Annotated in this window: 14 protein-coding genes; 6 read left to right on the plus strand and 8 right to left on the minus strand. The window is 66.2% G+C overall.

The window, feature by feature from the left end:
• Nucleotides 1-4: 4 nt before the first annotated feature.
• The 3 genes from dgcN to AC1RDJ_RS22410 form a co-directional block, all read right to left on the minus strand.
• Nucleotides 5-1,276 (minus strand): diguanylate cyclase DgcN/YfiN, encoded by a 1,272-nt coding sequence (gene dgcN, locus AC1RDJ_RS22400; protein WP_493028745.1) that lies wholly within the window; start codon nucleotides 1,274-1,276, stop codon nucleotides 5-7.
• Nucleotides 1,273-1,854, minus strand: coding sequence for a regulatory sequestration protein YfiR (gene yfiR, locus AC1RDJ_RS22405; protein WP_232250920.1), 582 nt, complete (start codon nucleotides 1,852-1,854; stop codon nucleotides 1,273-1,275). Before yfiR ends, dgcN begins: the two co-directional genes overlap by 4 nt.
• 194 nt (nucleotides 1,855-2,048) lie before the next feature.
• Nucleotides 2,049-3,701: a Na+/H+ antiporter gene (locus tag AC1RDJ_RS22410; protein ID WP_071324266.1), complete on the minus strand. Its 1,653-nt coding sequence runs from the start codon at nucleotides 3,699-3,701 to the stop codon at nucleotides 2,049-2,051.
• A gap of 217 nt (nucleotides 3,702-3,918) precedes the next feature.
• On the opposite strand from AC1RDJ_RS22410, the gene AC1RDJ_RS22415 reads away from it, so the two are divergent.
• The 4 genes from AC1RDJ_RS22415 to AC1RDJ_RS22430 all read left to right on the plus strand — a co-directional run bounded on the left by AC1RDJ_RS22415 (nucleotide 3,919) and on the right by AC1RDJ_RS22430 (nucleotide 8,890).
• Nucleotides 3,919-5,217, plus strand: a complete 1,299-nt coding sequence (locus AC1RDJ_RS22415) for a cytochrome c (RefSeq protein WP_493028746.1) — start codon at nucleotides 3,919-3,921, stop codon at nucleotides 5,215-5,217.
• A 39-nt stretch (nucleotides 5,218-5,256) separates the two neighbouring features.
• Nucleotides 5,257-5,727: a (2Fe-2S)-binding protein gene (locus AC1RDJ_RS22420; protein WP_493028747.1), complete on the plus strand. Its 471-nt coding sequence runs from the start codon at nucleotides 5,257-5,259 to the stop codon at nucleotides 5,725-5,727.
• Nucleotides 5,720-8,053, plus strand: coding sequence for a xanthine dehydrogenase family protein molybdopterin-binding subunit (locus AC1RDJ_RS22425; RefSeq protein ID WP_493028748.1), 2,334 nt, complete (start codon nucleotides 5,720-5,722; stop codon nucleotides 8,051-8,053). The genes AC1RDJ_RS22420 and AC1RDJ_RS22425 overlap by 8 nt, the downstream gene beginning before the upstream one ends.
• 171 nt (nucleotides 8,054-8,224) lie before the next feature.
• Nucleotides 8,225-8,890, plus strand: coding sequence for an alpha/beta hydrolase (locus tag AC1RDJ_RS22430; protein ID WP_071324262.1), 666 nt, complete (start codon nucleotides 8,225-8,227; stop codon nucleotides 8,888-8,890).
• Between the two features lie 7 nt (nucleotides 8,891-8,897).
• Here the strand turns inward: AC1RDJ_RS22430 and fghA are convergent, their stop codons facing one another.
• From fghA to AC1RDJ_RS22450, 4 genes are all read right to left on the minus strand, one after another.
• On the minus strand, nucleotides 8,898-9,767 hold the full coding sequence (fghA, locus tag AC1RDJ_RS22435) for an S-formylglutathione hydrolase (protein ID WP_493028749.1): 870 nt from the start codon (nucleotides 9,765-9,767) through the stop codon (nucleotides 8,898-8,900).
• Nucleotides 9,768-9,823: 56 nt separating this feature from the next.
• Nucleotides 9,824-10,687: an NAD-dependent protein deacetylase gene (locus AC1RDJ_RS22440; protein WP_493028750.1), complete on the minus strand. Its 864-nt coding sequence runs from the start codon at nucleotides 10,685-10,687 to the stop codon at nucleotides 9,824-9,826.
• A 96-nt stretch (nucleotides 10,688-10,783) separates the two neighbouring features.
• Complete coding sequence (gene lepB / locus AC1RDJ_RS22445; protein WP_493028751.1) at nucleotides 10,784-11,455, minus strand: signal peptidase I; 672 nt, start codon at nucleotides 11,453-11,455, stop codon at nucleotides 10,784-10,786.
• 267 nt (nucleotides 11,456-11,722) lie between these two features.
• A complete protein-coding gene (locus tag AC1RDJ_RS22450) occupies nucleotides 11,723-12,262 on the minus strand; it encodes a GNAT family N-acetyltransferase (protein WP_493028752.1) in 540 nt (179 codons plus the stop codon).
• An 83-nt stretch (nucleotides 12,263-12,345) separates the two neighbouring features.
• On the opposite strand from AC1RDJ_RS22450, the gene AC1RDJ_RS22455 reads away from it, so the two are divergent.
• Nucleotides 12,346-12,738, plus strand: coding sequence for a VOC family protein (locus AC1RDJ_RS22455; protein WP_071324257.1), 393 nt, complete (start codon nucleotides 12,346-12,348; stop codon nucleotides 12,736-12,738).
• A gap of 1 nt (nucleotide 12,739) precedes the next feature.
• Here AC1RDJ_RS22455 and AC1RDJ_RS22460 read toward each other — a convergent pair whose 3' ends face one another.
• The gene (locus AC1RDJ_RS22460; RefSeq protein WP_493028753.1) at nucleotides 12,740-13,324 is read right to left on the minus strand and encodes a DinB family protein; all 585 of its coding nucleotides are present in this window, start codon (nucleotides 13,322-13,324) and stop codon (nucleotides 12,740-12,742) included.
• Nucleotides 13,325-13,554: 230 nt separating this feature from the next.
• Between AC1RDJ_RS22460 and AC1RDJ_RS22465 the strand changes: the two genes are divergently transcribed.
• Nucleotides 13,555-14,448 (plus strand): HDOD domain-containing protein, encoded by an 894-nt coding sequence (locus AC1RDJ_RS22465; RefSeq protein ID WP_493028754.1) that lies wholly within the window; start codon nucleotides 13,555-13,557, stop codon nucleotides 14,446-14,448.
• Nucleotides 14,449-14,468 lie beyond the last annotated feature (20 nt).

Consider the following 14,468-nt stretch of genomic DNA (forward strand, 5'->3'; position numbering starts at 1 on the left):
GTGGTCAGGGGTGGGTGTGGGTGTGCGGCAGGCGGGCCACCTGGCGCGTACCGCGCTGGGCCTGCTTGGCGCGGTACATGGCCTCGTCCGCCGCGCCCACCAGCGACATGGCGTCGATGGCGTGATCGGGGAAGACGGCCACGCCGATGGTCAGCGAGGTGACGATGCTGTTTCCTGTTGGTAATTCAATGGCGTGCGACATGGCGGCGATGATGTTGTCGGCGATATGCATGGCGTCGGCGCTGCTGCGCAGCGGCTTGAGCACGATGGCGAATTCGTCGCCGCCCAGGCGCGCCACCAGGTCGCCTTCGCGCAACTGCTGCTTGATGCGCGCGGCGATCGTCACCAGCACGCGGTCGCCCGAGGCATGGCCGAAGGTATCGTTGATGTACTTGAAGCGGTCGCTGTCGAGGAACAGCACGGCCACCTTGCCGTTGCCGACCCGCGCGTCGATGATGGCGCGCTCGAGTTCCGCTTCCATGAAGGCGCGGTTCGACAAACCCGTCAGGCTGTCGTGGTTGGCGCGGTGCGACAGCGAGGCATTTTCCTTTTGCAAATGGCTTTGCCACGCTTCAAGCTCGTCGAGCAGGGCGTTGAAGTCGTCATTGATCTGATTCAGTTCGGCGATATTGGCGGCCGGCACGCGCAACTCGAACGAGCGGTCGCGCCGCACGCGGTGCGCCGTCTCGGCCAGGTGGCGCAGCGGCGCCGTGATTTCCGTTTCCATGCGGCGCGACAGGCGCACGGCGACGATCAGGCTCAGCGCCAGGCACGCGAGCAAACAGCTGAGACCGCTCAACAGGAAGGGCAGCAGGCTGCGGCTGTGCGGTACCAGCTTGATGCTACCGATCACATTGTCGTCGTGCGTGATGGGGAAGGTCAGCGAATCGGGCAGCATCCAGCCCGTCAGCGCCCGTTCGATGTAGTAGCGGGTGCCGTGCTCGCCCCGTTCCCAGCGGGCCAGGACCTTGCCATCCTTGCCGCTCACTTGCGCCCGGTCAATGTCTTCATTGACGCCGATCAAGGCCAGCGCTTCCTTGGCGGCCATGGGGTCGCCAAAGACGACGGCCGCTTCCACCGTGTAGCTCATCGAGCGCGCCACCAGGCGCAGGTTCTGGTCCGAATACACGCGCAGGGCCAGCAGCGCCACGGCCGTCAGGGTCAGGCCGGCCGCCAGCACGGCGATCAGCGATACGCTCAGGTGGGCGCGCCGCAGCACGCTGTCGAGCGTGGGACGCGGTTTTCCGGCCAGCTTGCCGCGTAGTCGGAGGTTCATGGCTGGGGTCCCTTGCGACGTGCAATTTGCAAGGCGTTCGGATGCACGCGCAGGCCGCTGCGGGCGATGGCGTCGAGGTTGACGTCAAAGCCGAGCTGCGCATCGAGCAGGCGCAGGCAGAACATGGTGCCCACGGGGCAGGCCGTGCCCGGTTCGCTGACGGACAGGATAGGCTTGCCGATGATCTGCGTCAGCAGCAGTTCGCGTTCGTTTTCCGGCAGGCTGCCCATGTAGACGACGTCGCATTCATGCACGGCGCCCGCTACCGGCTGCACTTTCACGCGGATGCGTTGTCCCATGCTCGAGGCGGGCGTGTCGACGATGGCCGCGCCATGGCGGGTCGTGCCGACCATGCAGACGCGCACTTCGGGGCGCGCCACGGGCCAGCGCACATAGCTGATGATGCCGAACAACACTTGCGCCACGTCGGCCTGGCGCCTGGCGTCCGCTGCGGCGCTACCCTGCGCCCACGCCGTGGCGGGCGCCAGCATGCCGCAGGCGAACAGCGAGGCCAGCAGCAGGGCGGCGAGCAGTGCGGGCGGCGCGGTGCGCTGCCGGTGGCAGTGAGAGGAAGGCACGGCTTTGAGTGTCTTTATTCAGGTCGGGATGGCTACTCAAACTGCTACTCATCAACACAGACTGTACGGAACTGCGTGCTGAAAGTAAATCAATTGTGCGATATAACCTTGCATTATAAACACTAATGTGAAAACTTGCATTCTTTACCATGAGAATTGCACGTCAACATGGCTGAAGCCGGGCCGGACTGTGGCTATTCCTCCAATGTCGCTTCCAGCAAGTCGATCTCGCGCAGCAGGCGCAGGTGGATGGTGTCGTCCAGTTCGCCCGAGATGCGGCGGCGGAACAGCTCGTCGCGTTCCGCATTCAGCGCTTCCAGGCGCAGCGCCCGCTCGGCCCGGGCCAGCTCCTGCATGCGCGTCGCTTCGTCGTTGCTGCTTTCGCCATACGCGAGGCGCCGGCGGTAGGCTTCGATCAGGCGGTTGGACGCCTCGGTGACGACTTGCTGCTTGTCATCCTTGTCGATGCCGGCGCAGATTTTTTCCAGCCGCGCGATGGCGGCCTCGGCGGCGGCGGCGCGCGCGTTGCGCTCTTCCGTCGAGCGGCGCGCGGGCGGGGCGAAGACGAGGCCCTTGGTCAGCAGGGGCAGGGTCACGCTGGCCAGCAGCAGCGACAGCAGGATCACGCCCATGGCCAGGAAGATGACGAGGTCGCGCGCAGGGAAACGATTGCCGTCAGGCAAAAACAACGGCAGGGTCAGGATGCCGGCCAAGGTCAGCGCGCCGCGCACGCCCGCAAACGAGGCCACCAGCAGCAGGCGCAGGCTGGGGCGCGCCAGCAGCGCTGCGTCCTTCGGTTCGCCCGCCATCTTCTTGTGGTGCTTGAACAGGGTCAGCTTCATCGAGATGAAGACCCAGATGAAGCGCATGAAGGTCAGCCCCACCGTGATGGCGACGACGAACAGGGGCAGCTTCCAGGCGCTGCCGGCGCCCACTTCGGCGGACGCGGCCGGCAAGCCGGCGACGGTGGTGGGCAGTTGCGCGCCCAGCATGACGAAGATCACGCCGTTCAAGACCAGTTGCACGGTATCCCACACGGCCTTGCGCTGCGTGCGCGTGGCGGCCAGGGGGCGGCCGATCAGGTCGGCGTAATGCATGGAGACGCCGGCCGTGGCGGCGGCCAGGATGCCCGAGCCGTGGATCTGCTCGGCGCCCAGGTAGGCGGCGAACGGGATCAGGATGCTGATCAGGATCTGCAGGCCCGGTTCCTCGCCGACCTTGCTCACCAGCCATTTATTCGCCAGGCCCACGCCCCATGAGATGGCCAGGCCGATGACGATGCCGCCGCCCGCTTCCTGCAGAAAGCTCAGCGAGGCGGCGCCGATGGAAAAGCCGCCCGTCATCATGGCGCCCACGGCAAACGTGAAACAGACGAGGCCGGAAGCGTCGTTCAGCAGCGATTCGCCTTCGAGGATGTGCATCAGGCGCGGCGGGATCGGGTTGCCGGCCGCAATCGCCGACACGGCCACAGGGTCGGTCGGCGACAGGATGGCGCCCAGCGCGAAGGCGACGGCCAGCGGCACGCTGGGGATCAGCCAGTCGATGAAGAAGCCCATGCCCAGCACGGTAAACAGCACGAGGCCGATGGCCAGCATCAGGATCGAGCGCGCATCAGAAAAGAAGGCGCCCTTCGGGATGCGCCAGCCATCGAGAAACAGCAGTGGCGGGATGAAGAGCAGGAAGAAAATGTCGGGATCGAGCGGCACTTGCACGCCAAACACGGCCAATCCCGTGCCGCCGGCGATCTGGATCAGGGGCAGCGGCAGCCTGACCCAGCGCGAACGGGCGATGAAGCCGCACAGGACGACGGTCAGGACGAGGATGAGGATGATGGTGACGGTATGCATGGTTGGAACAGGTGCTGAAACGGTGATTATAAGGTGTGGCGGCGGCTGGCCGCGCAAGCGGGCTGTGCGCGCTGCGGCGGGAAGGCGGGGCGGACCAGGTGTCATTGCGTACATACAACAAGTCACAATCGCGGTAAGATTGTAACAATCGGCCCTGCCGCCGCTGCCATGCGCGTGCGGCCGGCGCGCGTGCCTGGACACTTACCGGATTCCTGTTTTGCTCAAAAAGATCTTCACCGGCCTGCTGCTATTGCTGGCACTGCTCACCGTGGCGGCGCTGGCCGCCTATCTGTATTACTGGCGCCCCGCGCTGGCGCCCGGCAATCCGCCCGCCGCCACGGCGTTTTCCCCGCAGGTGGTCGAGCAAGGCCGCATCCTGGCCGGCATGGGCAATTGCGCCGCCTGCCATACGGCCAAGGGGGGCGCCGACTACGCGGGCGGGCGCGGCCTGGCCACGCCGTTCGGCACGATACACGCCACGAACATCACGCCCGACACGCAGACGGGCATCGGCCGCTGGTCGCTGGCGGCCTTCCAGCGGGCCATGCGCGAAGGCGTGGGCCGCGACGGCGCGCACCTGTTCCCCGTCTTCCCCTACACGCACTTCACGCTCGTCTCGGACGCGGACTTGACGGCCCTGTACGCGTACTTCATGACGCGCCCGCCCGTGTATGCGGCCGCGCCCGCCAATACGGTGCCGTTCCCGCTCAATCTGCGGGCCTTGCAGGCCGGCTGGAAATTGCTGTACTTCAAGCCGGCCAGCTATCAGCTTGATCCTGCGCAAGGTCTGGACTGGAACCGGGGCCGCTACCTGGCCGAGGGCCTGGCCCACTGCGCCGCCTGCCACACGCCGCGCAATGCGCTGGGCGCCGAGATCGCCGGCTCGCCCTACCTGGGCGCGGCCATCGACCACTGGTATGCGCCGGCCTTGAACAGCGCCAACACGGCACCATTGCCGTGGACGCAGGATGAGCTGTACACCTATCTGCGCACGGGCGCCACGGCCTTGCATGGCGTGGCGGCCGGCCCCATGTCGGCAGTCGTGCATGAAGGCATGGGCGCTTCGCCGGACAGCGATATCCACGCGCTGTCCGTGTATTTTGCCGGCGTGGCCGGCGCGGAGCAGCGCCAGGTGGACGTGGATGCCGTGGTGAAAGCCGGCATCGCGCGCTCGCAGCGCGTCAGCCTGGTCGACAACGACCGCGGCGCCAGCCTGTACGTGGCCGCCTGCGCCGCGTGCCACTCGAACAGCGATGGCCAGCCTGCGGCCCTGCGCCCGGAACTGAGCCTGAACAGCGCCGTCAGCGCGCCTGATCCCGCCAACCTGATCCAGGTGATCCTGCGCGGCATCAGCAAGGATGAAGCCATGCCGGGCGTGCTGATGCCGGGTTTTGCCCAGTCGTTGACGGACAACGACGTGGCCCAGCTGGCCGCCTACCTGCGCCGTAGCCGCAGCCACCAGCCGGCCTGGACGAATCTGGAAGCGGCCGTGGCGCGCACGCGCGCCGCCAAGTGATGCACGCGTACCGCCAAGTGATTGAAATTGAAAGACTTTATGCATAATATTACCGTCAATGGCCAGCCCTTCAGCACCGACGTCGATGCCGACACCCCCTTGCTGTGGGTGCTGCGCGACGAGGCCCATCTGAAGGGCACCAAGTTTGGCTGCGGCATCGGCATGTGCGGCGCCTGCACCGTGCACGTCGATGGGCGCGCCATGCGTTCGTGCATCACGCCGATTGCGGCCGTGACCGGCTGCGCCATCACCACCATCGAAGGCCTGTCGCCCGATGGCACGCACCCGCTGCAGCAGGCGTGGATCGCCACGCAGGCGCCGCAGTGCGGCTATTGCCAGTCGGGCCAGATCATGCAGGCGGCCACCTTGCTGAAAGACTATCCGCAGCCGACGGACGCGAATATCGATGCCGTCATGAGCGGCAACCTGTGCCGCTGCATGGCGTACGTGCGCATCCGTAAGGCCATCAAGCTGGCCGCGGGCATGCCGCTGGAGGCGCCGCATGCTTGAATTTCCAGGCAAGTTGCCAAAAGAAGGCGCCGGCAGTCCTCCGTCGCCGGGGCGGCGCGGTTTCCTCATCGCCGCCGCCGGCACGGGCTTTACCCTGGCTTTCCTGCGCGCCGATACGTCGTTGGCCGCGGCAAAGACGCGCGCGGCGCCGGCGCCGGCCGCAATGCCGGCCGCGCCCGTGTTCGATCCCAGCATCTGGTTTGGCATCGATGTCGACGGCGTGATCACGGTCAATATCGCCAAGGCGGAAATGGGCCAGCATATCGGCACGGCCCTGGCGCGCATCGTCGCCGACGAGCTGGAAGCGGACTGGAGCAAGGTACGCCTGCATTATGTCGACACGGACCCGAAATGGGGCTTGATGGTGACGGGCGGCAGCTGGTCCGTCTGGCAGAATTTCGACCCGCTCAGCCGTGCCGGCGCGGCCGGCCGCCTCGCGCTGGTCGAGGAGGGCGCGCGCCTGCTGCGCGTGCCCGTCTCCGCCTGCCATGCGAAACTGGGCATGGTGCATGGACGGGGGCGGTCGATTGCCTATGGCGACATCGTGCGCCGTGGCAAGCTGGCGCGCCACTATACGCCCGAGCAGCTGCAAGCCATCGTGCTGAAAACGCCGCAGCAGCGCAGCCTGGTCGGCCAGCCCGTGCAGGCACTGGACATCCCCTCGAAAACGGATGGCACGGCCGTGTACGGCATCGATGCGCACATCGAGGGCATGCTGTATGCGCGCCCGAAGATACCGCCCACGCGCTATGGCGCGAAGGTGGTGTCCATCGACGATACGGCGGCCAAAAAAGTGAGGGGCTACCTGCGCAGCGTGGCCCTGCAAGACCCCAGCGGCACGGTGCCCGGCTGGGTCATGGTGGTGGCCGAAACGTATGCGGCCGCCATGCGCGCGGCCGAGCTGGTGCAGGTGAAATGGCGGGCCGGCGCGGCCGCCCACGTGTCCGAGCAGGATATCGTCAACTACGCCACCAAGCAGCTGGCCGATGCCACGCTGGGCGCGCGCGTGGTCGATGATGACGGCGTGGAGCAGGCGTTCAACGATGCCAGCCTGAAGCTGGAACGCCATTACACGACGGGCACGGTGCTGCATTTCCAGCTGGAACCGGTGAATGCCGTGGCGCAGGAAATCGACGGCGTCTGGCATATTCATGCGGGCAACCAGTGGCAATCGCTGATATTGCCTGTCCTCGCGCAGGCCCTGAAGGTGCCGGAAAGCCAGGTGATGCTGCATACCTATCTGCTCGGTGGCGGCTTCGGGCGGCGCCTGAACGGCGATTATTGCGTGCCGGCCGCGCTGGCGGCGCAAGCCGTCGGGCGCCCCGTCAAGATGATCTGCACGCGCGCCGACGATGCGCGCTTCGATTCGCCCCGTTCGCCTTCCGTGCAGCACCTGCGCATGGCGTTCGATGGCGACGGCAAGGTGGCGGCCATGGTGCACGAGGCGAGCGCGGGCTGGCCCACGCAAGCCATGATACCGGCCTTGCTGGCCAAGGATAAGCAGGGCCATCCGTATGACCCGTTCGCCATCGCCGGCGCCGACCACTGGTACACGGTGGGTGCGCAGCGCGTGCGGGCCGTGTCGAACGACCTGGCCAACAGCAGTTTCCGGCCCGGCTGGCTGCGCTCCGTGGGGCCAGGCTGGACGAACTGGGCCGTGGAAAGCTTCATGGACGAGGCGGCGCAGGCGGCCAAGGTCGATCCGCTGGCGTTCCGCCTGTCGCTGCTGCAGGCGACGGGGCGCAACGGCGGCAGCGCGCCGAACGCCGTCGGCGGCGCCGCGCGCCTGGCCCACGTGCTGCGCCGGGCGGCGGAAAAGGCGGGCTGGGGCACGGCCATGCCGCCCGACACGGGCCTGGGCATCGCCGCCACGTTCGGCCAGGAGCGCGACATGCCGACCTGGACGGCGTGCGTGGCCCGCGTCAGGGTGGACCGCGGCACGTGCATGGTGAAAGTCGAGAAACTGACCATGGTGATCGACGCCGGCACCATCGTCGATCCCGATGGCGCGCTGGCGCAGGCGGAAGGCGGGGCGCTGTGGGGCGTGAGCATGGCCTTGCATGAAGGCACGGCGTTCCTGAATGGCGAAGTGAAGGATACCAACCTGAATACCTACACGCCGCTGCGCATGGCCGACGTGCCGGAGCTCGACATCGAATTCGTCAGCAGCACGCAGGCGGCGACGGGCATGGGCGAGCCGCCCACCACGGCCGTGGCGCCCGCCATCGGCAACGCCATCTTTGCGGCAGTGGCTGCGCGCGTGCGGCATTTGCCGATCCGTCCGGAAGCCGTGCTGAAGGGGTTGGACCGGCATGGTGCCGTGTAAAATTGCTGTTTTGCAATTGTTGCCTGCCGCGCAGCCCAGGCGAGAACGGGCGCGCAGAAACGGGCGCAGACTGGTACACTGAAGGTTGCCGCTCAAGGCGTGCAGGCTGCGCCCGGCCCGGCAAAATCAGCGTCATAGCAGCTTGATTCCAGCTCGATAGCGGAGGCAACCATGCAAGAACAATTTGTCAGCATCACGGCCGATGAACTTCAAATGGATGGCGTGCTCGACATGCCCGAGCGCCCGGTAGGCATCGTCCTGTTTGCCCACGGCGCCGGCGCCGACAGCGACTATCTGGGCGCCTCCAGCCATGCCACGTCACAAGACTTCCTGCGAGCGGGCATCGCCACCCTGCGCTTCGACCAGGGCGGCATCGCGCCGGCCGGCGGCAGCAATGGCCATGCGTATTTCGTGCGCAGCGATATCGTGCTGCTGGCGCGCCAGCTGGAAAAAGCGCTGGGCTGGCTGCAAGTCGATCCATCCACGCGGCGCCTGCCGTGCGGCCTGTATGGCTATGGCACGAGCGCGGCCGTGGTGATGCAGCTGGCGGCCTGGCGCAGCAGCGAGATCGCCGCGCTGGCCGTCTGCGATGGCCAGGTGGAAATGGCGGGCAAGGCGGCGCTGGAAAACGTGCGCGTGCCGTCGCTGCTCATCGTGGGCGGCCGCGATCCCGACGTGGCCGGCCTGAACCGCATGGCCTTCGCCACCTTGCGCTGCGACAAACAACTGGAACAGATCGCTTCACCGGGCGGCCCCGACACGCGCCACCAGGCCGCCTTGCTGGCCACGGACTGGTACACGCGCCATTTCAACGGGCACACCAGCACGGCCCAGTAGCGGGGACTCAGGCGATGGCGCGCAGCTGGCGCGCATGGAAGCGCACATGCTCTTCCATGAAGGTGGCAATGAAGTAATAGCCGTGGTCGTAGCCGGCATGGCGGCGCAGCTGCAGTGGCTGGGCCGCGTCCTGGCACGCCGCTTCGAAGACGTCGGGGAACAGTTGCTCGGGCAGGAATTTGTCGGCCAGGCCCTGGTCGATCAGTATGCCGTCAGGAAACGGCGCCGTCTTGCCCTGCAGGCCACGCATCAGTGCGCTGGCGTCATACTGCTGCCAGCTGGCCGCGTCGCTGCCCAGGTAGCCCGAAAACGCCTTCTTGCCCCATGGACACTGGCTGGGTGCGGCGATGGGGGCGAAGGCGGAGACGGAACGGAACAGTTCAGGATTGCGCAAGGCCAGCACCAGCGCGCCGTGGCCGCCCATGGAGTGGCCGAAAATGCCCGTGCGCTGCGCATCGATGGCCAGTTCCTGCTCCAGCAGCGCGCGCAATTCGAGTATGTAGCTATACATGCGATAGTGGCCGCTCCATGGCGCCTCGCTGGCGTCGACATAAAAACCGGCGCCCACGCCGAAATCCCAGCTCTCGCTCTCGCCCGCGATACCGGCGCCACGGGGGCTGGTGTCGGGCGCGATCAGGATCAGGCCTTCCTCGGCGGCCACGCGCTGTGCGCCGCCCTTGGTCATGAACGTTTCTTCCGTGCAGGTCAGGCCCGCCAGGTAAAACAGGGCGGGGCGCCTGGCGTGACTCGCGGCGCCTGGCGCCGTGTCCGGAATGAAGGCCGAAAAACGCATGGGCAAGCCGATGGCTTGCGCGTCGTGGCGATAAAAACGTTGTACGCCGCCAAAACAGGCGTGTTCACTCAGCAGTTCCAGCATGAATTCTCCTCGTCAATCCCACAGTATAACGAGAGTGGCATGCGGCTGAGCCGGGATCAGCCCAGCATGGCCGCTAATGCAGGCAAGATGTCCTGTGCCGGCGCTTCGGTCTTGAACGCCAGCAAATGGTCGGCACGCGTCTTGCCCAGGTTGATGGCGGCCACGGGCTTGCCCGTTTCGGCCGCCATGCGGCACAGGCGAAAGCTCGAATACACCATGACGGACGAACCCACCACCAGCAGCGCGCTGGCGTCGCCCATCTTGCGTCCGGCCTCGGCCGCGCAGGCGGGCGGCACGCCATCGCCGAAAAACACCACGTCCGGCTGCAGGGTGCCGCCGCAATGCGGACAGCAGGGGAGGTGAAAAGTGGCCAGTTGCGACGGTTCCAGCAGGGCGTCGCCGTCGGGCGCCGGCGTGGCCGTGGCACCGAGCATCTGCGGATTGTCGCGCTCCAGCACTTCCTGGATCAGGCGGCGCGTGTGGCGGGCGCGGCAATCGAGGCACACCACGCCATGTATGCTGCCGTGCAATTCCGTGACGGCGGCGCTGCCCGCCCGCTGGTGCAGGCCATCCACGTTTTGCGTCACCAGCGCGCCTATCTGCCGGCGCTGCGCCAGTTGCGCGATGGCAAGGTGCCCCGCATTTGGCGCGGCGCGCGCCAGGGTGGGCCAGCCCACCATGCTGCGCGCCCAGTAGCGGCGGCGCACGGCTTCCTGGCGGCGAAAGTCGGGGCCTTGCACGGGCGCGTTGCCGCGCCGCACGCCGTCCGTGTCGCGATAATCGGGAATGCCGGACGCCGTGCTGATGCCGGCGCCCGTCAGCAGCAGCGCGTCCGGATGGCGCTGCAGGAACTGCGCCAGCTGGTCGAGGGCGGGATCGTCGCTGGCGGGCCGCTGGCTGGCGAGGGGGAAAATGTGCATGATGCGCCATGCTACCCGAAAAGCGCGGCGCCGGAGCGGGGCCACGCCGCTCGCGCATGCCGTCCACCGTGTGCGCCGCCGTTTATTTCATGCAGTTTAATCCAGCTTCATGCCGAAACGCTGCAGGCGCGGTTGCCAGTGATCCTCGATATCGGCCGAGACGAGGATGCGCTCGGCCTTGCCGATCAGTAATTTCCGCGGCACGAAGCCGAAATAGCGCGAATCGGCGCTATTGTCGCGGTTATCGCCCAACATCATGAAATGCTCGGCCGGCACCGTGACGGCCGCGAAACTGCGCGCCGCCCCCGCGATTTGCGGCAAGACCTGGATGTGGTGCTGTTCGGTATCGCTGCGTTCGCTGATGCGCTGCGCCGTCAGCTGGCCCACGTGGGCGATGGTTTCAGGCGCCGTGTCGAGCGCCGTGTAGCGCGCCGCGCGGCCATTGATGATCAGCTGTTCATCGCGCATTTCCACCGTGTCGCCGGGCAGGGCGACGATGCGCTTGATCAGCCGCGTGCCATCCCTGGGCGAGGAAAAGGTGACGATGTCGCCGCGCCGCGGCTCGCCCAGGCGCTGCAGCACGATATCGGTCAGCGGTACTTTCAGGTTGAAGGCCAGGCGGTTGACGAAGACCACGTCGCCTTCGAGCAGGTTGGGGCGCATGGACGTCGACGGTATCGGGTTCCAGTCGGCCACGGCCGTGCGGAAGACGCCGAACAGCAGGATAAACATCAAAAAACCTTTGTTGGCGCGCATCCATGTTTTCATCGTGTCTCGCTTTCGGCCTGTGCCGGTGATCGTTGGGGAGGGCGCCACTGCTGCTGGCGTCACCTGTACGATGCACGGCGTAGCTGAAGCCAGTCTTAAATGACGCGCACGGCAGGACGCGCAATGCCGGCCACGCAGTGTCATGCCGGACTTTGCAAGCGATGGCAGATTGACGAACCTTGACGCTATCCGTCCAGTATCGCCGTGCTTTGCGCTGTGACAAGGCCGTGGCCGATACGGGGACGTGCACATTTCCACCAGGAACTGTCAGCCGGCGGCGTGATCCTTGCGCCGTTCGAAATACAGCAAGTCCGACCAGGCATTCTGGAAGAACATGGCCTGTTCCGACTTGCCGTACTGATGAAAGCCATTGCGCCGCATGACGGCGATCGAGCCGAGGTTTTGCGGCCGCGCCGTCGCTTCCAGGCGCCACAGTTCCAGCTCGCCGAATGCTTCTTCCAGCAACAGGGCCACGATGCGCGTGGCGTAGCCGCGTCCGCCGAACCGTTCGCCGATGCGGTAGCCGAGCTGCGCCTTGTTGAAATAGGGGCGCGTGACGCCCGTCAGGTTGACCCGGCCGACGATCTGTCCGTCCAGCTTGGCCAGGTACTGGTGCGCGCGGTCTTGCTGGCGTTCGTGCTGCGCCTGCTCGATGGCGGCGGCGATGGCTTCCTGGCTGTAATAGCCCGGCGCGCGGGCCGTGACCCAGCTTTCAAAATAGGCGCGGTTTTCCAGTTCGAAATCCAGCAAGCCGGCAAGGTCGGCGCTGGTGGGCGGGAGCAGCTGCAGGCGGTCGGGGGCTGGCATGGGATCGGGTCGAAAGGCGATGCGCCATTATAATCAACAGGCGCAATTCGCCGCATACGTGCAGGATTTTGTAAAGGAGCAGCATGCTGTCCCATATTTGCCTTGGCACCAATGATTTTCCCCGCGCTTATGCCTTCTATGCAGTGCTGCTGGGGGAGCTGGGCTTGCTCGAGAAATTCCATGATGCGGCCAAGCCGTGGGCGGGCTGGATGGCGCGCGATGCGGCGCGCCCCCTGTTCGTGCTGGGCGCGCCGCATGACGGCTTGCCGGCCGCGCCCGGCAATGGGCAGATGACGGCCTTGCTGGCGGCCAGCCGCGCGCAGGTGGACCGCTGCCACCAGGCCGTGCTGGCGCTGGGCGCCGTGTGCGAAGGGCCGCCCGGCTTGCGGCCCCATTACCACGCCCATTACTATGGCGCCTACTTCCGCGACCTCGATGGCAACAAGCTGTGCGTCTGCTGCCACGCCGAAGAATAATTCAGCGCGCTCCCCAGACCTCGTCTTCCGTCCAGCCCAGTTCCAGAAAATCCTGCGCCCGCTCGTCCGCCTCGCCGGCACAAAAGAATTCGTCGAGCTGCGGCGGCGCGATGCGCGTGCCGGCCAGCATGGCATGCACCTGGCCCCGGTGGTGGATCTGGTGCTGGAACAGGTGTGCCAGCAGGCGCAGGCGCGTGTCGACTTGCGGCGTGTCGCGCAGGATGGTCACGGGCCGCGCCAGGTCCGCATCGCACAGGCTGCGGCAATGGGCGACCAGGCGCGTATCGGACGCCCGCTGTGCCGCCTGCAGCGCGGCGCAGTCCGTAAATGGTTCGTCCTTTTCAAAGAAGACATGGCAGTCCGGATGCGGTGATTCGGCGCGCAGTTCGCGCTCGAGCGCATCGAGATAAAACCAGTCGCATGTGAGGATGTGATTCAGGGTGAGCTGGATGGTGGGGAAGAAACTGACGCGCGTGGCCTGGAACTCGGCCAGCGATAATTGTCGGCAAGCCTTCAGCAGGCGGTGGTTGGCCCAGGCGTTGTTATACGCCTGGCTGGTGACGTAGCGGGCCAGAATGTTGCTCATGATGTGCCTTGCAAAGCAGGGGAGTGGCGAGAGCGCTACTGTAGCAGCTTGCCGCAGGTGACAACGCCTGCCGCACCGGCACGTCTGTCATCAAGTAAAATCGCGGGCGGATGTCGCGATAGTGATGCATATAGGGTGTGGATAGCAAAATGGGTTGGATAGGAAAATTACTGAACGGCGGCGACGAAAAAAACAAGCCTGCGCCAGTCGCGGCAGCGGCGGCGCCCGAGATGGCACGGCAGCCAGCCAGCATCAGCGAAATCGACGCCATCTATTACCGCTGGCTGGCTGCCGCGGGTTCGGCGCAGGCGCCAAAGCAGGCGGAACAGCAGATTCTGGACGAATTGACGCGCCTGGCCCGTGAACCGATCGCGGGCGCTGCCCTGGTGCCGCGCATTCCGGCCATCATTCCGCAGTTGATGCGTACCTTGCAAGAGGAGAACATGAGCGCGGCCCAGCTGTCGCGCCAGCTGGCCCAGGACGTGGTGCTCGTTGCCGAGGTCTACCGCGAAGCGAACCGGCCCTGCTACCACTCGCGCTACAACGCCAGCCCGTCGATCAACAACATGGAGGGCGCCATCATGCTGCTGGGGCAAAACGGCATGCGCATGCTGCTCGCCCGCGTCGCCTTCCGTCCCATCGTCAGCATGCAAAGCGGCGGGCTGACCATACGCACGGCGCCGCTGATCTGGCGCCAGTCCGAGAAATGCGCGCTGGCGGCCAACCTGGTCGCGCCGGCACTGCAGGCAAACGCCTTCGATGCCTATCTCGCGGGACTGATGTCGAATGTCGGCCTGGTGGTGGCGTTCCGGCTGATCGACCAGATGCATGCGCCCGATGCCTTCCCGCAATCGGATGCCTTCATTGCCCAGGTATTTGCGCAAGCGCGTATCTTGTCGGTGCGGATCGCCGAATTATGGGAGTTTCCCGGGTCCGTGACCCGCGCGATCGGGCAGGCCGATGCCGATCCGCAGGCGCAGGCGCTGGCGCGGGGCGACCGCTTGAGCAAGCTGCGCATGCTGGTCGATACCGGCCGCTTTCCTGCCGACGATCCTTTCGTGACGGCCGGACTCGGCAAGAGTGACCTGCAGGTGTTCGACAAACTGGCCGACGACGAGGATTGATGGCCGCGGGCCGGAATTAT

Source organism: Janthinobacterium sp. GW822-FHT07H10 (assembly GCF_058798675.1).